At 43.9% G+C, this 24,395-nt stretch carries 21 protein-coding genes; 15 read left to right on the forward strand and 6 right to left on the reverse strand.

Annotation, left to right across the window (positions count from 1 at the left end):
• Positions 1-4: 4 nt before the first annotated feature.
• From AC1D0K_RS07680 to AC1D0K_RS07705, 6 genes are all read left to right on the forward strand, one after another.
• On the forward strand, positions 5-1,573 hold the full coding sequence (locus AC1D0K_RS07680) for a ComEC/Rec2 family competence protein (protein WP_477390237.1): 1,569 nt from the start codon (positions 5-7) through the stop codon (positions 1,571-1,573).
• Positions 1,574-1,592: 19 nt separating this feature from the next.
• Positions 1,593-3,641 carry a patatin-like phospholipase family protein gene (locus tag AC1D0K_RS07685; RefSeq protein ID WP_477390235.1) on the forward strand — a complete coding sequence of 683 codons (2,049 nt, stop codon included), beginning with the start codon at positions 1,593-1,595 and terminating at the stop codon, positions 3,639-3,641.
• Between the two features lie 12 nt (positions 3,642-3,653).
• A complete protein-coding gene (locus tag AC1D0K_RS07690) occupies positions 3,654-4,610 on the forward strand; it encodes a hypothetical protein (protein WP_477390233.1) in 957 nt (318 codons plus the stop codon).
• 721 nt (positions 4,611-5,331) lie between these two features.
• A complete protein-coding gene (locus tag AC1D0K_RS07695; RefSeq protein WP_477390231.1) occupies positions 5,332-5,982 on the forward strand; it encodes a hypothetical protein in 651 nt (216 codons plus the stop codon).
• Complete coding sequence (locus tag AC1D0K_RS07700; protein WP_477390229.1) at positions 5,951-6,187, forward strand: hypothetical protein; 237 nt, start codon at positions 5,951-5,953, stop codon at positions 6,185-6,187. Before AC1D0K_RS07695 ends, AC1D0K_RS07700 begins: the two co-directional genes overlap by 32 nt.
• A gap of 4 nt (positions 6,188-6,191) precedes the next feature.
• Positions 6,192-6,482, forward strand: coding sequence for a helix-turn-helix domain-containing protein (locus AC1D0K_RS07705; RefSeq protein ID WP_477390227.1), 291 nt, complete (start codon positions 6,192-6,194; stop codon positions 6,480-6,482).
• Between the two features lie 35 nt (positions 6,483-6,517).
• On the opposite strand, the gene AC1D0K_RS07710 is transcribed toward AC1D0K_RS07705, so the two are convergent.
• Complete coding sequence (locus tag AC1D0K_RS07710) at positions 6,518-7,018, reverse strand: SOS response-associated peptidase (RefSeq protein WP_477390225.1); 501 nt, start codon at positions 7,016-7,018, stop codon at positions 6,518-6,520.
• Between the two features lie 654 nt (positions 7,019-7,672).
• Between AC1D0K_RS07710 and AC1D0K_RS07715 the strand changes: the two genes are divergently transcribed.
• The gene (locus AC1D0K_RS07715; RefSeq protein WP_477390223.1) at positions 7,673-8,218 is read left to right on the forward strand and encodes a hypothetical protein; all 546 of its coding nucleotides are present in this window, start codon (positions 7,673-7,675) and stop codon (positions 8,216-8,218) included.
• A 394-nt stretch (positions 8,219-8,612) separates the two neighbouring features.
• Here AC1D0K_RS07715 and AC1D0K_RS07720 read toward each other — a convergent pair whose 3' ends face one another.
• Positions 8,613-9,749 carry an IS110 family RNA-guided transposase gene (locus tag AC1D0K_RS07720; RefSeq protein WP_477390221.1) on the reverse strand — a complete coding sequence of 379 codons (1,137 nt, stop codon included), beginning with the start codon at positions 9,747-9,749 and terminating at the stop codon, positions 8,613-8,615.
• A gap of 297 nt (positions 9,750-10,046) precedes the next feature.
• Between AC1D0K_RS07720 and AC1D0K_RS07725 the strand changes: the two genes are divergently transcribed.
• A complete protein-coding gene (locus AC1D0K_RS07725) occupies positions 10,047-11,498 on the forward strand; it encodes an IS1182 family transposase (protein WP_477390219.1) in 1,452 nt (483 codons plus the stop codon).
• A 543-nt stretch (positions 11,499-12,041) separates the two neighbouring features.
• On the opposite strand, the gene AC1D0K_RS07730 is transcribed toward AC1D0K_RS07725, so the two are convergent.
• Positions 12,042-13,526, reverse strand: coding sequence for a hypothetical protein (locus AC1D0K_RS07730; RefSeq protein ID WP_477390215.1), 1,485 nt, complete (start codon positions 13,524-13,526; stop codon positions 12,042-12,044).
• 8 nt (positions 13,527-13,534) lie between these two features.
• Positions 13,535-14,092, reverse strand: a complete 558-nt coding sequence (locus tag AC1D0K_RS07735; RefSeq protein WP_477390213.1) for a hypothetical protein — start codon at positions 14,090-14,092, stop codon at positions 13,535-13,537.
• 309 nt (positions 14,093-14,401) lie between these two features.
• On the opposite strand from AC1D0K_RS07735, the gene AC1D0K_RS07740 reads away from it, so the two are divergent.
• From AC1D0K_RS07740 to AC1D0K_RS07760, 5 genes are all read left to right on the forward strand, one after another.
• Positions 14,402-15,469: a ComEC/Rec2 family competence protein gene (locus AC1D0K_RS07740; RefSeq protein WP_477390211.1), complete on the forward strand. Its 1,068-nt coding sequence runs from the start codon at positions 14,402-14,404 to the stop codon at positions 15,467-15,469.
• Position 15,470: 1 nt separating this feature from the next.
• Complete coding sequence (locus AC1D0K_RS07745) at positions 15,471-16,850, forward strand: ABC-three component system protein (RefSeq protein ID WP_477390210.1); 1,380 nt, start codon at positions 15,471-15,473, stop codon at positions 16,848-16,850.
• Positions 16,831-17,385 carry an ABC-three component system middle component 1 gene (locus AC1D0K_RS07750; RefSeq protein WP_477390208.1) on the forward strand — a complete coding sequence of 185 codons (555 nt, stop codon included), beginning with the start codon at positions 16,831-16,833 and terminating at the stop codon, positions 17,383-17,385. Before AC1D0K_RS07745 ends, AC1D0K_RS07750 begins: the two co-directional genes overlap by 20 nt.
• The gene (locus AC1D0K_RS07755) at positions 17,375-20,500 is read left to right on the forward strand and encodes an AAA family ATPase (RefSeq protein WP_477390206.1); all 3,126 of its coding nucleotides are present in this window, start codon (positions 17,375-17,377) and stop codon (positions 20,498-20,500) included. The genes AC1D0K_RS07750 and AC1D0K_RS07755 overlap by 11 nt, the downstream gene beginning before the upstream one ends.
• A gap of 270 nt (positions 20,501-20,770) precedes the next feature.
• Complete coding sequence (locus AC1D0K_RS07760; RefSeq protein WP_477390204.1) at positions 20,771-21,019, forward strand: hypothetical protein; 249 nt, start codon at positions 20,771-20,773, stop codon at positions 21,017-21,019.
• 45 nt (positions 21,020-21,064) lie between these two features.
• Here the strand turns inward: AC1D0K_RS07760 and AC1D0K_RS07765 are convergent, their stop codons facing one another.
• Both AC1D0K_RS07765 and AC1D0K_RS07770 read right to left on the reverse strand, forming a co-directional pair.
• Positions 21,065-21,736 (reverse strand): hypothetical protein, encoded by a 672-nt coding sequence (locus tag AC1D0K_RS07765; RefSeq protein ID WP_477390202.1) that lies wholly within the window; start codon positions 21,734-21,736, stop codon positions 21,065-21,067.
• Positions 21,737-21,779: 43 nt separating this feature from the next.
• A complete protein-coding gene (locus AC1D0K_RS07770; protein WP_477390200.1) occupies positions 21,780-22,304 on the reverse strand; it encodes a hypothetical protein in 525 nt (174 codons plus the stop codon).
• A gap of 718 nt (positions 22,305-23,022) precedes the next feature.
• Between AC1D0K_RS07770 and AC1D0K_RS07775 the strand changes: the two genes are divergently transcribed.
• Both AC1D0K_RS07775 and AC1D0K_RS07780 read left to right on the forward strand, forming a co-directional pair.
• Entirely contained in the window at positions 23,023-23,367 is a 345-nt protein-coding gene (locus AC1D0K_RS07775) for a hypothetical protein (protein WP_477390198.1), read from the forward strand.
• A gap of 11 nt (positions 23,368-23,378) precedes the next feature.
• Positions 23,379-24,365: a TlpA family protein disulfide reductase gene (locus AC1D0K_RS07780; RefSeq protein WP_477390196.1), complete on the forward strand. Its 987-nt coding sequence runs from the start codon at positions 23,379-23,381 to the stop codon at positions 24,363-24,365.
• The last annotated feature ends 30 nt before the right edge of the window (positions 24,366-24,395 follow it).

Below are 24,395 nucleotides of genomic sequence, written 5' to 3' on the forward strand. Positions count from 1 at the left end.
AGCCATGTCAGCAAGTACAACTACCCCCACAAGCCCATCCACACCCCCAGCGGCAACAAATCAGGAACCTGTAAAAGCCGCCGGTCAAAAAGCCGCGAAAGGAAAATCTGGATCAGTAGAAATCAGAATGTATTGTATCGGTACCGGAGATTGTTTCATTATCAAATTTTTCCGGGAAGATGGTTCGTCTTTTACCATGATGATCGACTGTGGCAGCTGCAGGGGTGATCAGAAATGGTTCTTACCCTATATAGAAAATCTGGCGGAACATGTTGATCATCAGATAGACCTGCTCGTGGTTACCCACGAACACCAGGATCATGTCAACGGCTTTCAGAAATGCAAAGATATTTTCCAGACCATCACGATCCGGAATGCCTGGTTCGCCTGGACAGAACGTCCGGATGATCCAGGGGGCGCAGCCGCAGAACTGAAAAAGAAACGAAAAGAAATGAAGGCCGCACTGGGCAGCGCCTTTGTCCGGATCAAAGCGCAGGAGAAAGCATTTCAGTCCTCTGTTGCCTCCTCACCCTTTGCCCTGGAACTCAAAGCCGCCCGGAAGTCACTCCTGGAGGGGCTCGATTCCCTGGTACAGATCAACCTGGATGAGGAACCAAAAACAAAAGAAAAAGTAGAGACCACCGGCAAAGAACTCGCCGGCATGAGCGCCATCAAGGCCATTCTCAAAACCCAAAATACGAATATCTCCTATCTGAGTCCGGGAAGCACCATCCAGTTAGCGGAACTCCCCGGGATTAATTTCCATGTTCTCGGCCCACCAACCGACCGGGCTTATATTTACAAAGACGGCAAAGAGGGCAGGGACGTTTACCGGAAAAACCTGGACCTGAATGCCAGCAGTCTGCTGGCCAAAGCCTTCAGCCATCTGGCAGGAACTGACGGAAAACGGGATATCCCATTTGGAGACGAGTTTGTGGTCAAAAAATCATCTTTATATGAGGAGTCGTTACACAAGCTGTACCATGCACACGACAATGTCTGGCGCAATATTGACCAGGAATGGCTGCTCAGCGCCGGCATGCTGGCTATCCGGCTGACCAGCCACATCAACAATACCAGCCTGGCCCTCGCCATCGAATCAGAAAACAGCAAGAAAGTACTGATGATGCCCGGAGATGCAGAATACGGAAGCTGGGAAAGCTGGCACTTGATCAAAGGCTGGGAGAAAAAAGGAAAAGATGGCCAGAAACACCTCGTCGAAGATCTGTTAAACCGCACCGCTTTCTATAAAGTAGGGCATCACCTCAGCTATAACGGCACCGCACTGGAAAAAGGCATCCGTATGATGCCCGAAAGCAACCTGGTATCCATGGCTACCCTGGATCTGGAAAGGATCTCCGATGGCTGGAAATCCACCATGCCCAACAAACATCTCCTGGAAGACCTCATTCGCCGGACCGGTGGCCGTTTTTTCATCATGAACGAAAGCGCTGTAAACGGCGCTCCCTCCCTCACGCTGGATCCCGCCTTACTGGGACAAGCCGTGTATCAAAGCGAGCGGCGGCAGGACGGTCAGGCTGCCCTGTACAAACAATATACCCTGGACTTCTAAATAACCTAAAAGATATCCGATGATCACCCCAACCGAAAATGCCGTAACACAAAGCACCCCGGTAAAAACACCGGAAGACGCCAGTGAGTTTCAGTTAAAGACCGCTATCCTGAGCAGCCCCTTTCAAAAATTGGGTATGGCCCTTTCCGGAGGCGGCTTCCGGGCCGCAGCCTATAGCCTGGGCGCCATGAGCTACCTTCATTATCTCCAATATCCCGATAATGATAGGGCCGGTCACCGCGTGCTGGATAACGTCGAATTCATCGCCTCGGCTTCCGGCGGAACTTTTGCGGGCATCCTGTACACCATGCATGTATGTCAGAAAAAAACATTTCAGGAGACATTTACCACCTTGCTGGCATTTCTGAATGGTGAAGGATTACTGGAAAACGTACTCAAAAGCCTGAATAGCGAAGAAAAACCAGCGGGCGATAAATCCCAGAACCTGATCAATGCCTTCGCCCGGATCTATGATGAAAAACTCTTTGACCAGGAAACTTTCGGCGTGTACTGGCCAAAGCTAAACGAACCCGAAAAACCCGATCGCCAGATAGAAGTCTGCTTTAACTCCACCGAATTTTACAGAGGCATCAGCTTCCGCTTCCAGGCCTCTAACGGTACTGGAATCAAAGGCAGTGCCGGAAACAAATACATTTACTTTGACAAATGGAAACCAGCAAGCGAAGTAACGCTGAAAAAACTGAAACTAGGGGATATCCTGGCCGCTTCTTCCTGTTTTCCCGCGGGATTCGAACCCATACTTTTTCCTACAGATTTTACCTATACCAAGGATAAAAACGGCAACAGCCTGGATAAGGAACAACTGAAAGATGCCTTGATCATCACCGATTATAACAATAAAAGCATCGATTACGGCAAAGACATCGGACTGATGGACGGCGGGATCAACGATAACCAGGCAGTATACAGCGCCATGCTGGCAGATATCCGCAGGAGAAAGGCCAACGCGGACAGTGGTTTTGACCTCGTTTTTGTCACCGACGTAGCCAGTTATTTTATGAAGCCTTACGAGGCTCCGGTAACCATCACCACAGGCGACTACCGGAGCCAGAACATCCAGGATCTGCTCAACCGTACATTAAAGACACTGTTGCCCGCCAAATACACCCGGACAGGCCTCTGGACACTGATTATCCTCCTCATTTTTACAGGCTCCGCATTCTTAAGCTGGAAAAGCCCCAACCCAACAGGACATGATATTGGCCTGGTCCTGGCTTCCTGCTCCGGCCTGTTCCTCTTATCCCTCTGGCTGCTCAACCGCCTGCTGTTGAAAAAAACGTTAAAATCATTTCTTCCGGCCATATTCAGCGCATCCGATGAAGAACTGGCGCCAGAAATTAAGCAAGCTATACCAGCCCTGAAAAACTTTTCGGATCAAGCCATCGGACAACTGACCGCCTATCTGAAAAAAGCTCCCCTGGGAACTCTGGAGCAAATCTTAAAATCAAGATTGAACAGCATGCTGAGCATGGTATTGGAAATTAATCTCAAACAAACCAGAAGACTCATCTTCGGCACCTTCTACGGCGAGTTTTATGGAAAAGAGATCTGGCAAAACAGGCGGGTATTTAACGTCATTTATGAACTCAGTACCATGAACAGCAAAAGCCGCGCTGACGTGCTGGATAAAAAATTTTACCGGGACTATGCATTTGGTGAGGACAGAAATACCAATACCTGGGCAAAGGATTCCATCAGCATACTCAGTTCCCGCTGTGAGGACCTGCAGCTCATCGCCGAACGGGCCCGCACCATGGGAACCACCCTTTGGACAGATGATGAGGACTTAAAAAACCACCGGATCCGGGATGTGATTGCCTGCGGCCAGTTTACCACCTGTGCCAAGCTCCTCGAATACTGTTTTACCCTCGAGCGAATCCTGGATCAGCAAACCAGAAACCCCAATCTTCCAAAACAAATCCAGCTGGGTGGCCAGCAACAGCTGGTATTCCAAAACATCAAAGCACAATTACTTAAAGATTGGGCCAGATTTAAAACCGAACCGCTGTTCGTTTACGAGGAATATGCAAACCCTAAAAAGAGCTAAAGTTATCCAACCATGCAGATTAAAGATATCATCCAAGTACAACCGCTGTTGTTAACCGCCATCGACCAGGCGATCAAGTACGCTGTCCGGGACGTTACCCGTCATACAGCCAACCCACAGGAACCGGACTTTGTAGCTTCGCTAACCATTAACTTCAGCTGGGATCTTTTTCACATTTTAAAAGCGCTATTCCCCAATAATAGATTCAGCGTCACTGGCGTATTCTGCCACCAGAAACCCCTGGTGGATATCAGGCTGGCCAGGGCACCTGAAATCGGCGATCTGCTGTTGGTCTATATTCATACTGATACCAACCGGAAGAAGACCTTCAATTCCATCCTGTTCCAGGCTAAAGTCTCCCAAAAACGGGTGCTTTCTGTTGCTCCAGCCGATGCACACCAGCTCGAGCTTTATGAACAGTGGCCCGACTTCACCTACAGGCGTGCCGGCAAATTAAACGGAACGACCCGCAGCATATTACCCAAAGCCATCACCGACGGCGCCCAGTACCTGTTGATCGACAACCATCCGGTCATGGGTCTTGCCGGACATACAGGCACTTTTCCTATGGGTACTGCAACGCCAAACCGTACGCTGGCACTCAATAATAACCTGGCCACCGAAATCGTAGAATTTCTCAAAATCAAATCCGGGAGGTCTTTTGAGGAAGATCCAAATGTTACCAATGATGACTGGACAAAAATGATCTGGGACCTGCTGGATATCACCAAAGGCGTCAAATCAAGACGACGGAATTACTTGCCCAACGATTTTGACCGCCAACAGCTCCATCTGATGAACGGCTTTACCACAAACTTCGCCGATCCCTTTTTCAGCGGAATAGATTTTGCCAACGCGTCAGGCAATGAAACCATTGACTGGATACCACAGAAAGAAGAAGACGATGGTATCTCCGTATTACTCATAGAAAGTAACGACCAGTGGGAAGAAGACCGGGAGGAATATTGAATCCCCCTTTGAAGGCAAAGAAATCGCTATTATCGATTATGCTGACCTTTATATCTAATATAAAGATCAGCAGTTCCTTGAACAAAAAAAGGATATTGTCAGTGATGCAAATGTGATTGACGAAACCTGGTGCAGGGTAAACAAAGACGGCTCACCGGACAGACGCTTTGTCGGCAATTATACAATTCCAATAGCATTGTACGGCTCAATTCATATTAAAAGCCCTTCTGGAATCAATGAGCTCTATTACGTTAGGGATCATAAGAAGGCAAAGCATTTCTACGAACAATATCTTATTTATCAAAGCTTGGTACGCGCATCCAGCTACGAAATATTGCAGTGATAGCCTAAAACGTTTGGCTTAATCAGCCAGGCGTTTACTTTATAATCCAACTACACTTGCCTAACAGCGGAATCGTATTCCGCTTTAATATCCTTATCAAGTTCATGATAACAGGTTACTTTTGCTAATCGTTTTAGGGAATTTAGGGTAATAGAAATATTGGATTATTACAAACTATCGCTTTACGCTTGGAAACATTGCCGGCAGGTGACAACGCTCAGTAATTCAAATAAGCTATCTCATTTAATTATCCGGTATGTCGAATCTTCGCCCAAAGCTCAGGCGTGCATCAAACTAGAAATTAAATTGTCATTTAAATATAATTATTAACTTTTGGTAATAGTTATTTAGGAGTTTTTGATTTTTAATATTATCTTTGTGGAATATAAAAAAGAAATGAGCATTAAAGCGATAATCGATGCCAAAGCTGTAATTGACATCTTACAAACGTTTACTGGAAATGTAAAAGAAAGGAGTTTGTTCATTTCTTATGATTCAAGTAACATTGAATTGATAGAAGGAATGTCTGCCAATTATATAGATTTCAATTTTCAGCATTCTTGGTTTGATTATAAAAGCTCTGATAAAGATTTTGAGGAGAGGTTTAGAAGAAGTATTGAAAATTATAGAGAGTTTCGTTCGTCACGACATGCGTTATTAAAGAAAAAAATATCCGCGGTTGAAACCAGCTACTTTAACTCTATTGATTCGTCTTTAGCTGCCTATGAAGCTACTGGTGATGTTTTGCATTTCAATTTTTTTATCGCCGCATTAGGGGCTTACAAAACTTGGCTTTTTAGAACGGTTAATCAGATTGACCTTCATATTAAGCGCCTTATAAAACGACTATGCAATTCTGGTATAGTAGTAGACTTTGGAAAAAAAATTCGCTCCATTTTAAGAATACTCTTTAAAAGTTTGGATGATGAAAACGGTGTTAATAATAAAATCAGCACATTGAAAAGCTATTTATTTTATTATATAACACCAAACTTTTATGAATCCACAATATATAGAAATAGTTATTAAAAAACTTGACGAGGTTTTAATAACAGAAAAAGAAAACATAAGCGAAAGCACTCAAAATACAATTACAGAAGCCAAAAATGCATTGGAAGAAATACAGGCAAGGCAATCAGGAACTGCAGTTAGTACTGAAGACAAAGCCAATTATTTACAGATAATCATTTTGGTCATGGAAATTTTTAAAAGTATAGCAGACCATTATAAATAAAATTATGAATATCGGGAAAGCCATTAAAGAACTTCGATTAAAGAAAAAATTAAACCAAAGTGAATTGGCAGAGCGATGCGACCTTACGCAGACTTCGCTATCTCAAATTGAAAGTGGTGCGAAGCGCCCAAACCCGTCGACGCTAAAAAAGCTTTGTGATTTTTTTGAAATACCTGAAGCAGTTGTGTACCTATTGGCAACTGATGAAAATGATATACCGGAGCATAAGCGGACTCTTTACGAAAAACTCTTCCCGAGTCTCAAGGATGCACTTATCGATATTTTAGTCAATTAATTGATGCAAATGCCCCTCATAGAGGAGCATTTGTGCTATAGGGAAAGTTCTAAAGCCGGAAGGTCAGGATAGTCAAATGGTTCAGTAGGATCAAGTGAAGCCAGGAATTCCTTAGCAATACTACATGCGGTCATTTCCTCAGCAGGGTAGCCCGTTTTGGCGATCTCGATGATCCGTTCATCACTCACGTCATCCATCATCCATTCCCAGGCCAGCTCGTCATTCAGGATGGTAGGCATGCGTTTCTTGGAATTGTGTACCTGTTGCATGAGATTTGTCGCAGGTGCCGTTGTAATCGAAAGTGTCTTAACCGTTTCGCCGGTATCTTTATCCGTCCAGTATTGCCAGATTCCGGCGAGGTAAAAATATTCCTCATCCTTCAGGCCGATATGGTACGGATATTTATCTGCCGTTTTCAACGGTAATCCTGTTTTCTTATGGTTACGGTGAACATGACGCCATTCAAAGAACCCAGTGGAAAGTACCAGGCACCTCCGGTTCCGTGCTGATGGATTGCAACAACGACGATCATGCATCTTTTGTTATCGGAACAATATACAGGGTTTCTTGTGCAGAGATCAGACTTGTATGTGACGGGCTGATTCATTATGTGCCGGTTTTTGACCATCTACATATTGATCCGCAGTTTGGTTTCGCGCATAGACATTACCGCATTGATGGACGATTTTACATGCACCCCAATATAAAACACACCTTTCAGTTAAATAACGGGTTTACTGCTATTGTCGACATCCCCGAAAAGCGCGCAACTTACGAATTCCTGGAGATCCGGTATTACGATTTATTATGTGTAGGAGCAACTTGCCCTCCAGCAACAGGACTGGGAAGGTGCGGTGCACTATTATACTGTTATCCATCCTGACGGTACAGCCAGAGGAAATCCACATTATATGGTTAATTATTATTGTAACTCAATTGGAAAAGGGGAAGAGTTCCCGACCTATTTTGATGATGCTGAAGTAAATCCTTATATAGATAAGGTTTGTCCTCATTAGTGGATAAGAACGGATAAAAAGAACACTCTACTTGACTATATTAAAATGTTGTTTAGATTTGAAGCAGTAAGCCAACCTGGCTTACTGTGATAAGGTTTCCTCTAAAAATAACATCGCTTTGTTTCATAATTTGTAAGCTTAAGTTCTTAAGCCGATATTTAGAAAAAAAAAATCGTGAAAATTCGTTTTAAAGAAGCTCCTACCATGGGCGTATTTGGAGATGTTCGTAAGGACATAGAATATTTAGTTCTTGGGTTGGATGTCAATCAGTATTATATTCTTACTGAAAATAATGAGGTAGGTACTGATATTAAAGATAAATATATAATTACCGATCATACTCGTCCGGAGTTTTGGGTCGATGAGAATGGGCAATCAGTGCCAGAAGAATGGCTTTGGAAGAACTTTTTTAGTTTAAATGATGAACCATATTTAGAATGGGACGAAATTTGGTTTATAACGCAATTTGCAAAAGGGCTTGAAAAATTTAACTTACCCGTCTTTCCGTCTCGATTCAAAAAGGCATATGATAACTCGTACAAGCAAGAATTAATAAATAATTTCTTGAAAATAGCATCCGATTATGATTCATTACCGGATAAATACGTGCGCTGGGAATACACTTTTGAAGATTTTAGAACTAGAATTAATCTTCCCTATTTCCGTTGGGAAGGTAGTACACCTCAGCATTATGAGAAGATATTAATTACAAGCGCTTGATAAAGTCGGTTATGACGTAGTAACCGATCTTTTAAAGCAAATTGGTAGCCCGTTTGAATACATCAAATCAAATATAGATTTAGAGTACTTACAGATAATAAGAAATAGAATTCTGTTCTCGCTTTGGTCAATATGGGGGACAAAGGAATTTGATGTTTTTCAATTAAAATACGACAGTGGTCTAAAATCAGATTATATTCTCAAAAAGAACGATGACGTATATCTGTTATCGTTTGATTATTTTACCTAAACGTATTATATATCCTGTGCTGCTTAATATCAAAAATAAGTTTCCTCTGCGTTCTCATGGAACAAGCCTGGGTGCTATCTACAGTTTTGGCAGCTTAGGTTTCAGACTGTTTATTCTATTACCTTTTCCGTCCTTTTAGTGTTTTTAATCAATATTGTTTTGAGGCCACGATAACTTTGCGTTATGATACAAAGCTGCTTTAGCCTGCAAGTCCACAAAGTGAGCGATACCCTTTTCTTTGTAAATAGTTAGTGTTTCTAATGTGTTATAAACCACTTTTAGCAATCTTCTCGCGACAGCTACAATTGCCTTTTGCGCCTTCATGCGCTTGCGTAACTTATCGAATAACGCATGCCAATAGGAATCTTTCATGCGAACAGCAGCCCATGCCGCGCCAACAATAGCAACTCTTAAATAACTGTTGCCCTTTTTGATCGAAGTGTTTTTGCGTTTACCAGCACTTTCATTGTTTCCCGGTGCGATACCGCACCACGCTGTAAAATGGTCCGCTGATGGAAAACGGCTCATGTCTTTTCCGGCTTCGCTGATAATGATTTCCGCAGATTTAATACCTATACCGCTGATGCTATCGAGGCATTCAAATGCCAGTGCATAATGTTCGGTGATGATTTCAGTAATTGACTTGTCCAGAAAGTCAACTTGCTTTTGGACATGATCATAATCTTCCAACAGCATTTGTAGTTGAGTATGGTGATAAGTTTGTAGCGTCCCATCTAATGCTTTGATTAACTGTTCCTTCTTCGCCTTTACTTTACCCCTTGCGCAATTAAGTAACTGTTCCTGATCGTTAACACCCTTAGCCAACAAACGTATCATATCCATAGCAGATAATGTATGGATCGAACTTATCACAGAGCGCAGTTTGATATTGTTACTTTCTAAGATCTTAAGTAGACGGTTCCTAATTCTGTTTAATTGCCATGTATAAAATAAGCGATTTCGGCAATAATCCCTGATTATACGCTGTGTATTATCCGGCATAAAGCTTGGCCGTACTAATCCATGCAGCAATAATGTACAGAGCCATTTGGCATCTTTGCGATCAGTCTTCCGCTTGGGCATCTGCTTGATATGAACAGGGTTCGCCACAATGACTTCGATACCTGCTTCGGTGAGTATGGCATATAAACTCATCCAATAAATACCCGTGCTTTCCATCAGACAATGATGAATGTCGTTCTCCTGTAGCCAATCTCTGATCTCTTTGAGTTCACAGGTGTAAGTGCCAAATTCCCTGAACTCCTGATTGCTGCCTGCCATCTTTGCATGAGATAAAGCCGACGATCTTGTCCTTGTGCATATCCAAACCACAGGCTCCGTCTAATTGAGGCATAATGTTCACATCTTCAATAACTTGTTGTTTCATAAATATCTCCGTTGATTATCTATGAAATACATTTTTATGAGCCCGGGTGTTTTTCAAATCATAACACTTAGGTAAAAGCCCCGGTTCAGCGAGTGGAGGGCACTGAAAAAGTCTTTTAGACAAACGGGGTAGAAAGCATTGTTTTCTACCCCGTTTTTTGTATCTTAAAGTGTCGAAAGAAAAGCCCAACGATGCTCAATCAACAGCAAAAGATACAGTTCAGTACGTTTTCAGGCCTATATGACCTGATTGTTCCTAAAGATAATCTCCTGCGCAAGATCAACGAGTTAATAGACTTCAGTTTCATTTATGATGAGCTGGCGAACAAGTATTGCCCTAACAATGGCAGGACTGCGGAAAGCCCAGTACGGATGTTTAAATACCTGTTGTTAAAAACGATCTATACCGTATCAGACGTTGATGTTGTCGAGCGTTCGCGTTATGATATGTCTTTCAAATATTTTCTCGAGATGTTACCAGAGGAAGACGTTATTGATCCAAGTTCATTGACAAAGTTCAGAAAGCTGCGGCTGAAGGATAGCGATCTTTTAAACCTGCTCATTAATAAAACGGTCACTATAGCGATTGAGAAAGGAATCATCCGCTCTAAGTCCATCATCGTTGATGCCACACATTCGCTGTCAAGATCAAACCCCTATTCGGCATTGGAAGTATTGAGGGAACGTTCAAAACTGCTCCGTAAAGCGGTATATGCTATAGATGAAGATATGAAGGCGGTGATGCCGGAAAAGAACGGTACAGACGAGTTGGAAAAGGAACTGGCTTATTGCAGCGCCTTGGAAAAGTGTATTGAAGCTGATCAAACGTTAAGCGAGATACCTGCTGTAAAAGAAAAACTGAACTTACTGAAGGAGACGGTGGCAGATACACAGGAGCACTATATATTATCCAAAGATAAAGACGCCAAAACAGGCCATAAATCAGTTGATAGCTCATTCTTTGGTTACAAGACCCATTTGGCGATGACCGAAGAACGCATTATTGCCGCTGCCGTGGTCACCTCGGGCGAAAAAGGCGATGGCCCGGAGCTTCCCAAACTTTTGGAGATCAGCCAAAACAATGGCATTGAAGTAGAAACGATCATTGGTGACACGGCTTATTCAGGGAAAGACAATCTTAAGATAGCAGCTGAACAGGACATCAGGATCGTGGCCAAACTTACACCAGCGATCTCCCAGGGAACCAGAAAAGAAGAAGACAAGTTCGATTATAATAAGGATGCCGGTATGTTTATATGCCCCGCCGGACATCTGGCTATCCGAAAAGCCAAAGAGGGAAAGAAGGATGTAGGGAGAAACCAGTCATACATTTACTTTTTTGACATTGAGAAATGCAAAGTTTGTCCATTAAAAGATGGTTGTTACAAGCCGGGAGCTAAGACCAGAACCTATGCAGTAGCTATAAAATCAACCATGCACCAGGAACAACAAACTTTCCAGGAAACGAGTTACTTTAAGGACAAAGCTAAACACCGATATAAGATCGAAGCTAAAAATAACGAGTTAAAAAATGTTCATGGCTATAATCGGGCAATAGCATACGGGATTGAAAATATGCAGATGCAGGGAGCATTGGCCATCTTCACGGTCAACCTCAAAAGGATTATCAAACTGATCCCTTAAAAGTAAGGTCAAATAAAAATCAATAAATCCTGCGTTCCCCTTCGTTCGAGCCTGCGTCAACTCATAATAACTCACAGAAAAATATCTTTGCAATAAAAAAGCGGTCAAGTAAAATCGATTTTACTTGGCCGCTTTAAAGTCCCGTCGTTAAAACAGGTGCTTTTTCAGTGCCCTCCAGCGAGTGAAGCGGGGCTTTATTTTTCCTATTAATTATCTTATTTACGACAAGTCCTGGTTTTAATGAATTCATACGATCTGAACTATGTGTAACAACATAGCAGCATGATATTGCAGGCATATCATCCATCAGCATCATGGATTGATTTGCAAATCCTTTACTCAAAGGAAAAGATTGAAAGCCCGTCCGAAGCGATGCCGTCCAGTTAATAAAATTTGCCTGGACTGACGTTCTGGTGCAATGACCAAACTGGTGCTGACCCATTTTAAGTTTTGGGCTGTAGCAACTAATTTAATCCCGTTGGCTTTCTTTATTAAACGATCCCAATAACCTGGTTTCTTTCATGATGATTTCGCATCGTAGACTCAGTACCCCCCGTTATACAGACCCAGCCGGAATTCAAGCCCCTGCCGTTCATGTACCGGAAAAAAACGCTCTCCCTGCAGCAGGTTAATTATTTCCTGGTCAGGATGATCGTCCCGGTTATTTAATCCGTAATTGATAAAATACGAAGCGTCTCTAAATCTTGGATACCAGTTTTTTGGTAATAATGAATGTAAATTATGAGATGAACCATGGTGGGGCAGTTGCATCAGCCAGAAATCCTCCCGGTAAGCTCGGTATTTATTGGTGAATAACTCCACCTGTGTGTCTGTATAAAGAAAGCTGTCGGAGGTAAGCAGCACGTTAGGGTAAATGAAGATCCGGTCTGCATTCGGATGCCTATAAAAATCATCGCCATAAATCCACCGCCGGTTAGATTGCTGCAGCCTGGAAGCATGCCCTTTAAAAACGTGCAATTCGAATAAGTTAAAGTCGACCCGGCAATCATTGTAATAACCGTTCACCGGGTTTCTCCATTTGCTGCCATAAATCAGGTCCATCAAACCGGGCAGGTTACGATGAAGCAGGCACAAAGCGGTGGTGTTAAGATTGGCCAGGGTGGTAACCGGTAAGCGGGATTTGTCTGCTGCCTGGCGAAACCATTCCTTAACGATAGTCCCGCCCCCAAGGCTGATAACGGCCTCGACCGCCTTGTTTTTGAAATCCGGATCCGTGACCTTCAGGTCGAATTTATCGCAGAATAGGCTGAATACCCGGTCATAAAATTCCTTTTCTTTTTCTATGGACTTCAGGGGACGTTTATAGAACAGGAAATCCATCAGCCGGAGCAAAGACGTGGTCTCGCTGACATGGCCTTTTTTACTGTCATAAACTTTAAATAGCTTAGCTCCGGAGCCATCAAATCCAGCCTCGTTGAGTTCAGCCTCCCCAAGACCTGCTTTATCATCATAGTCAAATACAAAGCTTGGCTCATTACGCTCCCCGCGTTCCGGCAGGGCGGTATCACCATCCGAAAGATTACCCTGGTCAGGTTCGATAGGGGCATCATCGCTTTCGACCAGGTAGATTTCTGAGTCGCCCCCCAGATTTGGACCCAATTCGCCAATAGGATCAATAGCGAAACGAATGGCGGCATCTCCATCAGGATCATCAGGGCCGGGCCCCGATGAAGTTTCTACCCGTTTGAGGACCAGGAACAACCGCTCCGCGAAGCCCAGGAAGGGCATCACGAGCCTCCTGACCTGGACCCCACCACGCAGGAGATACTTCACATGGTTCACATGATCGGCATCAAAATGCGAGATTACCAGCAGGTCGAGTACGTTTTGACCTAGTAGCTGTTCATTTCTGAATACATCAGCTTCCGACCGGATCGTTGAGGCGCCGCTCAGGCTGCCGCAATCCATCACCATACGGAAACCACCGGCAGGAGTTTTCAGGGTCCCTGAATAAAACAGACCCTGTCCCACAGGGTGTATGGTAAATTCTTGACTTAATTCGCTCATGACTATGTTTATTTGGTTTTGGCTTTAGCAAATAATACCGCGATCAGTTCCTCTACTTTCCGGATCACCTCATGGGTACCCAGTCCCACCAGGAAACCCACGCCGACAAGCGTATAAAACGACTTCAGTGACTCCGGTTTCACAACATTGAGGGTAAGCAGGTTGGCGTTGACAAGACAAAGCGTGATTAGCGCCAGCGCGCCGCTTTGCAGTGGCCGGAAGATATACCAGAAAAACCAGATCTTGATATTGAATTCCCGCTTGCTGTCGTTTTCCGGTCTGGCTGCCTCCGATAAGCGGATGTAAACGGAGCGAAGGCAATAAAAACTTCCACCCAATGCGCCCGAAAGAAACAGCGCATACGAAACCTGCTCATTGATGGCAAGCACGCTGATCGTGTGGAGCGTCGATTTAAAGGCCGTGAAACTGTTGGTAAAGATCCATAACAAGGCAAAAATAAAAATAAACAGGTTGTATAGGACGGCGGTGATGACGATGCCGATCTCAAAGGCTGTTAAGGTAAAGGCGACAACAGGAAGTTTCTCGGGTTGGGGTATTTGGGGCATGGCTTAGGCTTATGAGCTCTAAGTTAGGTATTAACCCATTTATCAGCAATAGGAAACAGTAATTTGCGATAAAATTGTTCAGGACTGTGAAATTGATCAATCACTATCAACAGGCAATAGCCGCACGGTCCTCCCTCCGGGCGCTCAAAATCCAAATGAAGGATGTGCATAAATCACACTGGCGACTTATTATTTTTAATTTATATTTACCTTTTAAACAGAAAATAATAAACCCAAACCTCACCCGATGAACGAAAACCTCACGCAAAAATACAGGCTGTCCACATCATTACTTCCTGCCGCCAATTCATGACCGTCAAATTTCTGAAAAGCTTCAACGGCGACTGCATTGCCATCAGTTTCGAAGACGAGGCGGGCAAAGCGCGAAATATCCTTATCGATGGCGGCATTGCCGAAACCTATCGCCTGGACAAAGATGAAAAAGGTAAAATTAGTTATGGTGAACTCAAACACCTGATCGATAAACTCAGGGCAGCCGGGCAATACATCGACCTGCTGATCCTGACCCATATTGATGACGATCATATCGCCGGAATCCTAAAATGGTTTGACAACGACCCCCTAGCGCATGAGCTAGTGAAAGAGGTCTGGTTCAATTCGGGTCCCCTGATCGCCGAAACCCTGGACCAGGACCGGAATCCTGAGCTGGAGCATGTGATCGACCCCTATAAAACACGGAACACCTCGGTCAGCGAGGGCGTTCAGTTCAGCGCCTATATCAAAGAGAAAAACATCTGGTACCAACACCTCATCCGCCAGGGCAATACGCTTGAACGTTTTGGTCTTACTTTCCAGGTCCTTTCACCGGATGTGCCTAAACTGAAAAAATTGCTCGATAACTGGAAGAAAAAGGATCCTGATCTCAAAACCGCGGCGAAACCCGGTGATTATGATAAGACACTGAAGGAGCACCTTGCCGCCGACCGGTACCGCCAGGATACAGCTTACCCCAACGGCAGCTCGATCGCGTTTATCCTGACCTACGGCACTAAAAAATTCCTGTTCCTGGGGGATTCGCATCCCTCGGTGATCATTAAAGGGCTGAAAACATTCGGTTATACCTCGAAAAATCCGTTGGATGCCGCCTTAGTGAAATTGGCACATCATGGCAGCAAGGGAAACACCAGTCTTAAAATGCTGCAATGTATCAATGCGAGGGATTTTGTGATCAGCTCCAACGGGCGTACACACCAGCACCCGCACAAGCAGTTGCTCGCGCGGCTGATTAATCATCAGCAGGACTGCCGCTTGTTCTTCAACTATGAAGAGCGAATGCTGCGGATATTTTCTGAAAAGGACCTCGAAGACTTTCCCGGTTTTGAGATGTCAGCTTTAAAAGGAGGCTTAAGCTTTTAATATGAACTTTGATGATCTCAAGAACTATATCGTTTGTCTGAACGGTGGGACCGGGGTGGTATTTCAGCCGGAAGATGCTAATTTTAGTTACATCCTGACCGCGCGCCATATCTTTGAAGGTGTCGACGCCAGGCCCTATAAAGGCATGATCAACATCGCCTATTATTGCCATACCAAAAAACAATTTGTCGAAGAAACACCCGTTGAAAAACAGAAAGAACTCAATTATTTTCCGCACAAAGATCGCAATATAGATCTGGCCGTGTTGAAAGTGGCCCGGCTCGATTGCCCCGGAGACCTGATGTTCAAGCAGGACAGCCTTGGCGGTGAGACAGGTTATAACCTTGCCGGTTTTCCGAATTTGCGGCGGGTAGGCGACAAAATTACATTAAACTGGGTCCGTCTGGACATGGAAGTCACCTTGTTGCAGGATCTTGAAAATAAACGGCGCGAAGCGGATTGTAGTAAGAACCCGATTCTTGCTGAATTAAAGGGAACATCTGGCGGAGGACTCTTTAAAATTGTCGACGGCATGATATTCCTGGCCGGAATTCAAAGCAGTGTCGTCAGCGAAGAGGAAAGAATGGGCAGGGTGGAGTTCACGCCCGTTTTGGTGATCAGTGAGATCATTCACGCATACACCGGTCACCTGGAGGAATTACTGCCTTATTATATGAAAGCTTTCGGCTTCTCCAAAGATAAAGCGTTTCACCTCCGGCCGGCAAAGATCAACAGTAAGGTGCTTGCCGAGGTTGCGCGGGTCTTGCTAAAGGTCATTAATGATGTCTGCAAAACAGACTTCAATCCGGCTCACATGGTAAATAAACTTGGCCCGGGCAGGATGCTGTTGCCGGGTCAGCATCCTCAGTCCGTTTACCTGAAATTTTTATGGCGGTATTGGTTAGAGGTGATCGCCATCCTGAGTATTGTCAGGAAAAGGCGGATTGTAAAAGATGACCTAGACGAGGTCTTTCAACAGGTCAGGCTGCTGCACGCCGAAACAACGGACGACTTTTGGTCGGATCACCTTGCCAGCCTGGATGATATGGATTATACCGGCCTCGCGGATGCTGGCGTTGTTTTGGTGTCTTCTCTGAATCCGCCGCAGTTCGGGCAATACCAACTGGAACGGGAAACCATTCCCGGCAGGATCGACCGGGTTAGGGCAGACGACTCGCCATACATTCAGGATTTTGTATACGGTGAAGAAAAGGATAAAACCTCAGCAGGAACTGACTTCCCTTATGATAAATATACTTTTATACACCTGGAATATTTCAAGCAGAAACTGATCTCTGAAGACTATCAGGAGTATGCGGGTAAAGACGAATACGACATCAAAAAATTATTGAACACCAAATATGGAGAACATATTAAGTAGCGGCAGGCTTGCCGATATCCTCAGGGCCGATTTTCCTGAAGTATCAGTGAGTTATAATCAACTGGAACTGGGCGGGACGATCCATGCATTCTTCCTTACCTTCCAGAATGAAAAGGTTATTGCTGAAAAGTGGCGTAAAATTGCCAATGCCATTGCTGTGTATTTTCAGTCCAAAGTAGTCGATGAGTTCGGCAAATGGAATACCTATCTCTTTTACCTGAATGAAATGAAGCTGTCCAGGGATCTCAAATATAAAATTGAAAATGACCTGTACTCCAGCCGTAAGATCGTTGTAGAAGGTAATGGTATTGACCATCAAAGCATTGTCGAAATGCATATTCTCAATAATGACCTCGGCGTGGAAAAAATTGGTGCTGCTGCAGCTGCCTCTAACCCGAAGTTCAAAAAAAATGAACTCATCCTGGATGCGCTGACGGACAAGGAAACAACCGGAAAAAAACAGGTTACCGCAGGTACCAAACAGGCGCTTGAACAAATTCAACAGGTATTAAAAGACAGGCACGATGCGCTTTAAACGAGTAGAGATTTCTGCGTTCCGGATCTACGATAAACCGGAACAGGCCACCTTTGATTTTACGACATCAACAGGCGAAACGGCAAGCTTTATTTCGCTTTACGCACCCAACGGTTTCGGTAAAACGTCTTTTTATGACGCGGTGGAATGGGGGGTTACCAATAATATCCAGCGTTTTTCGCACAATGAATCCATCACCGGCCAGTCGTTGGAAACGCTGAGCGAGATCACCGACGAAAAGATCAAATTATTGCGCAATACCGAATCTGATGAGCAAACCAAATCTTATGTGAAGATCCTCACGGACGGAAAGCCAATCGCGAAACGGGAACTCAAAACCCACGGAAACAGCAAGAACGACCTGACCCACGGCAGTAAACTGGTGAACAAATCTTTCCGCCGCGTGATCCTGTCCCAAGAATGGATCTCCGCTTTTCTGAAAGAAGTGGACGGGGTTCAGCGGTATAAGCTCTTCATGGAAAATCCGGATCTTGCAGAGCTGGACCTCTATTACCGCAATGTGAAAGGACTTGTCAATGCCAATCAAAACAACATTGAGGCTTTGGATGAAAAGCTAAATAAGGAAAAAGACAAGATCAGGGAGGAGGAGGATAGTAAGCTTCTGGATACGATTAATACCTGTATCCTCCTTTTACAGGATCTAGGAGAAGAACGAATGCTGGTTACCTTATCAACGACGGCTAAAGAAGCGCTTGAGTTAAGCAACGATGTAGCCGTAAGGTTATTACATCTTAATCAAGACAGGGAAGCCGCCGATAACGTCATTAGAAAGATCAATGAAGCATTAACCGGAAGTGATCAGGTATCGGGCCTTGACGTGTTTTTTAAGGATTTGGAAGCGGCTGAGGCTAACGGAAAACTCCTGCATGATACCGTTACAGCCATCGCCGATTTCGGTGAATTACAAAGGAAAAGTAATGAACTGGATCATTCCTTGGAGTTGAAAAACGCGGGTAGAAAAGCGTTGAAATCCGCCCTCGAAATCAGGGAACTTTTTCCGGTCTATGAACAGAACGAAAAACTGCTCGTTGAAAAACGAGGACAACTAGCCGGACAGCAGCGTATTCTGGACGAACAGCAGCCGGTACTCCAAAAACTATTGGACGAAGAGTCCATGCTCCATAGCCGGATCAACAATAACCTTTCAGCAATTACCGAGGGAGAAACTGCGTATAAGGATTTGCCGGCGGCCAGGTTGATTTTTGAGGATATGCAAACCCGTCTGGCTGATAGAGAAGCCGTTTTAAAAGTACAGGAGCAAGACAAGAATGACAAAGAAAAACAACAGAAACGGGTCAGGGAGAATATCGTTTACCACAGGCGGCTTTTAATTGATATCGAAAAATTTGACTACCTGACCATCAGGGGCGATACTACCTTTTCTGATTTGCACCCGCAGATCGGACAAATGATCGAAAATAGGAAAAAATGGGCTGAACTTGAAAATATCCTGCTGGCGATAGGCAGCCAGGCGGAGCAGCAGGTATCCTTCAGCCAGGAAATTGAAGTCTTTATAAAAAAGGGGATGGATATTATCAACAGGGAGCAGATGAATACCTGCCCCCTGTGCAGTCACGATTACCGGGACTACACTGCTCTCGCCGCGCAGCTATCCAAAAACAAATTACTGAGCGCTTTATTACAGGAGAACTACCAAAGGCAGAAAGAAACCCGGGGGCAAATTTTAAAGCTGGAAAGAGCGGTCACGAAAACGCAGAAAACGGTTATAACAGCAGTTAATAAACGTATCAGGGCCTTGGAAGAACAACTCAATAATTTGGCGGTGGAAGTCAAGGGGCTGGAACGTCACCTGGCCGTTAACTGGCAGGATGCCGAAGCAATACGCTTAGAAATGCAGCAAATGACATTGCAGATGGACGGTATGAATTTTTCAGAGTTTGAATCGTATATCAATGAAACGTTAAATGCGCAGAGAATCCTTCGGGAGTCACTTTTTGCCGGGATGGAGAAACTTAAGGCCGAAATTGGTCCCCTCCATGAGCGTCTTTCCTCCGCATTAGCAAAATTGGAATCCCTGGAAAAGGAGATTTATGAATTGGTAAACGAAGCCAGCAGCCTTTCTGTACATTTATGGTTTATGCAAAACAGCACGGAAGTGCCTGTTGAAAAGCGATCGCTGGATGAACAGATACAGCTTTTAGAGGATAAGAACCGGGATCATCAATTGATGGTCGATTCGCTCAGTACAGAATTGACAGCCCTCCGGGAAAGCCTGGCATCTTATCAACAGGACGAACTGCTGCTCCGGGAAAAGGTACTACGTCAGGACGAAGAACGGTTGTTAAAATCGATCTCCGGCTATCGATACTTTTTGCAGGCTGAGTTATCGGTACAGGTTCCTGAACAGGTTACAAAAGAGATCATCCTGACAGCGCTTAATAAAATAAATGCCAGTATCCGTCTGACTATAGACCGGACAACAGCACTGGTAGGAGAGTACGGTAAACTGGAGCGGTTTGCCAGCAACCTCATGCCATTCCTGCAATCTGAAAATGCCCGGCTTAACTATGAGCTCATGTTGGAAGAGCGGGAATTTTTAATCAGGAACGTCATGCCTTTCCTGCAGTCGGAAAAAGACCGCGTCAAATCGCACCTTGAAAAAGAGATCAAGTCGTTTTTCTTCACTGGGCTGATCAATCAATTATATAACAAGATCGATCCCCATCCTGAATTTACCACCGTAGAATTTCATGCCAACTTTGACTCCGATAACCCAAGCCTCGACGTCATAGTGACCAATACCTCAAACGAGAAGAAGGTTATACCGCATTTGTATTTCAGTTCCGCCCAGGTCAATATATTAAGCCTGAGCATATTCCTGGCATCTGCCCTGAACTCAAAAGAATACGACTGCATCTTCATCGATGACCCCGTACAATCCATGGACAGCATTAACGTCCTCTCCACCATCGACCTGCTCCGGAGCATCGTTGTCAACCATGGGAAACAGATCATCCTCTCTACACACGATGAGAATTTTCATAACCTGCTCAAGAAAAAAATACCCTCCAGGCTGTTCAGTTCCAAGTTCCTGGAACTGGAATCATTCGGTAAAGTAAAAGCCCAGGCCTGATCATCAAAAAGCCCGTATAATTTTTAGTTTGAGAGGCTTTTTATATGCTTTATTTGATTTATCTATTTAAAAATCAGTTAATTATTTCATTTTGTTAATTTAAAAATTAAAGTGATTTCAGGAGATTAAATACTTTTCAAAAAGAAGGCGAACTTTGTTCAGAAGCTCATTTGCAATCAGGCCGGGCCACTGGGAGCAAGTCAAGTTTTCGGGAATAAAGCTATCAGAGAACTGAAAGGGAATAGCTACCTTAATAAATATATTTGAATAATGACACTTTATCAATTCAGATTATTAGATCAAGATGAGCAGGCCGGTGCAGTCTGGGATGGCACATTTCTCGAAACCCGTTTTGAACCCGGTTACAAAATATTACTATACGCAGTAGGAGATTTTTATGTGGAGGTTTATTATTCAGATACGCTGAATGAAATAACAAGAATAAGGCCTTTTCGGTATGTAGATATACTTAAGCCATATTTAGATAATATAGGTATTGGCGACATGAACGATTTGTGATACGTAAATTCACCTTAAGAGCTTTACGAAATTTTGTCGAGCCTATTATATATCCGCCACTTTAACAAATAGCCTGCGCCCGAACTCATTTGTTTCGACCTTATCCAATTTAGGAATTCCGCTTTTCTTATTGGTATAGTAATTCAGAACTTTAATCATGTTGCGCGGGTGAAAATTTTTACCAAAATTCAATTTGCATTTGGCGAAGATGTCAAGAGCCCGCTTGGGTCCATTAAAGAAATTATCACAAAGCAGTTCATCAACATAAAGCTGAACGTCGGTAAACGAAAATAAATCAAGCGTTGTAGGAAGTTCCTCATGTTTGCCCTCACCTGTAATGATCTTTGGATGCATCACGGTATTTATGATATTAATCTCATAAACGGGCAGTCTAACGCCATTTAAGTAGTATGTAATTTCAAGTTGATAAGTTTCTTGTTCTGTTTTGGCGGGCATTATTGATGCCAATCGGTCTTCGAAAATGAGCAACAGGTAGTTGGTATCGTCAATATTATACCGCTTTTTTTCCAATGGGTTTTCAACGTCCCTTACAAAGAAATCATGTTTGCCCAGTAGAAAGGATAACTCATATGACGACAGCCCTAATCTTGAAGAAAGGCGCTTATCCCTGATCAGGTGGATTTTATCGAATTCTATCGCACTGACATTTATTTTATGAAGACTTTTCTTGTAGCGTTTTGGTTTTGGGACTGCCATTTAAAAAGTAAGCTTTATAGGCGGTAAGATAGTAAAATTACCGTTAAGCTTTTTTGTATTTTGGATCATTTTCTCCCGAGCGGATGAGCTTTTCCGTGGCTTCTGCACGGGCCACCACTGAAGTGAAGTCGGTTGTTTTCCATTCTCTTTTCATGAACTCATTACAATAATTTGTAATTTCTTTTACCGTGTGCGATTCGGCGAAGAAAGTGTCTTTTTTTTCCAACAATAGATTTAAAGTGCCTGTAGGGCTAATATTGTCAGGAATTTCAATAACAAATTTACTAACCAATACCTCTGGTAATGGACTTTCAGGGTAGAAATCTAAAATGGTATAAACTTTATTGGTATCGATTATAGAAAACCCTTTTGCCAGTTTATGTAGACCTTCATCTGTATATTTTTCCTTCCTAAAATTGCTTTCAATACTTCCAAGTAAATTGTTATCTGAATCAGGGAATAGTATGCGGGATACATCTCTCTGAGAAAGCCCTAATTCCAATCTTATTTTTCTTATAATATTTATTACATATAAATGTAATTGCGAAATTAATACAGGGTCTTTCATCCACCCAATATCTATTTCATATGTAAAATGCTATGGATGGAAAATAATTTGTTTTATATTAATAATTTGATTATGTTTGTTTTGTGGATATAAATTTAAATTAAAAATATCCATAAAAATGATTTGAATATATAAGTAGGTACTTATTTAAGAGTCTTGTGGCACCAATTCTGACGCCGTTGACGCAGGACAGCAAAATGAATACCCACAGCTATATTAGATGTGTTATATTTGCATGTTTAAATAGATGTGGGTTTGCTGTAATTCCATGTCAATATCGGGCGTCAGAAACTTTGAGGTGCCATGGTTGGCGGACCCACATTTATTGTGATTCTGTCTTTCAACAAGGCTCGTATGGAAATATGAGCAATGAAACAAACCGATAAAGCAATCTATCAAACCAACAGTAATTGTCTTGTAAATAACAGGCGTGGTTTGTATACGCTTGCTTACAGCGGTAGGCCCGCTGTTATTGACTTTTCACGTCTTGAAAAGCTTATAAGTATTTCTTCAGCTATCGGTAAGCCCAGAGCTTGCCCACTCCAAAATCCCATTAAAAACGTTATCAAGTCTCCCGAATGATCCGCGCGCGAACGGCGGCCATTCAGTTAATAGTTAAGCTTTCGGTCGCCGTTTGTTTCCCTTTGTTTTATTTATAGCTGTTTTGTTTTTCTGCCTTGTTTAAGGTGGAGTAGGGGTGAATTGACTATTATTTTCTATGGCTGCTATTGTTATTGATCTGAAAGATTTTGGGGTTCGTACGCCGGAGCAGGTGATCCGGGTATTTTTTAGCAAGTATGACCATGGGCTGGTCAAAGAACAATTGTGGGAAGCATTCCGGGGTTACGCGGTTAACGACGAAAAGGGCCTGTTGGCTTTAACGGTAGAGGAGCGGGAAGTAGCCGATTTGTTTGATCACCTGATAAACCTGGTGCATGCGGTGGAGGTGCTTAGGGTGGTGCGAACGAAGGAGCGTTGCGTAATCTGCGGCAGGAGGGACCCATGGTATGCACCGGTTTTGGCATTCCGGCAAAGGTTAGTTCGTTTTTTTTCACGGTTTTAATTTAATTGTTTATGAAGCATATTTTAAGCTTCCTGGCCATGCTATGCCTTTTTTTAGGGGCAGGCGCACAGGAAAATATAAGAAAAGGATCCCTGGTGAAGACTGATTTACGGGCTTTACAGGTAGGTGACCTAGTGCCGGATGTCACCATGGATAAAGTATTAAATAATTGCGGGGGGACTTTAAGCCTGTCTGATTTTAAAGGAAAGCTGCTCGTGATTGATTTCTGGGCAACCTCCTGCGGAGCCTGCATCCAGGCCATGCCCAGGCTGGATTCTTTGGTAGGCGCCTTTAATGGGAGGCTGGTTGTGCTGCCCGTTACCGCGGAGAGAGCAGAAAGTATCGTGGCTTTTCAGCGGTCAAATAGTTTTTTAAAGGGCAAAAAGTTCCAGACGGTTGTTGAGGATAAAACCCTGCATAGCTTGTTCCCGCACCGGCTACTGCCGCATGAAGTCTGGATTGATGCTGCCGGAAAAGTATTGGGCTTTACAGAAGCATGGGAAGTAACCGGGCCTGCAGTAAGCCGGGCTTTGGCCGGTAAGGGCCTGCAGCTAGGGATGAAGGAGGACGTGTTGGATTATGCCCGGCATAAACCATTACTGGTAGCGGGCAACGGCGGTAGTGACAGCGTATACCAATACCGCTCGGTGATCACCGGCAGGCTGAACGGTCTCCCCTCGAATATGGGCTTCAGTTATGATACCGCCCGGAAGATGACCATCGTACGGGCTACGAACGTACCCGCAAAACGGCTGTATATACTGGCTTATAAAGGCCTGCGAAACCTGCCGGAAGCGCAGGTGGATATGGGGAAGGTGAGCGGTTCATTTTGTTATGAGCTGGACCTGCCTTCAGCATCACCCGGCCTGGTGCGGCAAAGCATTAAAGAAGACCTTGACCGTTTTTTCGGTGTCCGGTCGGTATTTACAGGTTCCGCCTTTAAGCTGGTCCCCCTTGGGGAAGCCGAAGCAGCGGGAGACGGCCCGCTCAGCTTGTAGCGGGACTACAGTTTATTTTTTTTAACGATT

The organism is Mucilaginibacter sp. P1_A3 (assembly GCF_056406855.1).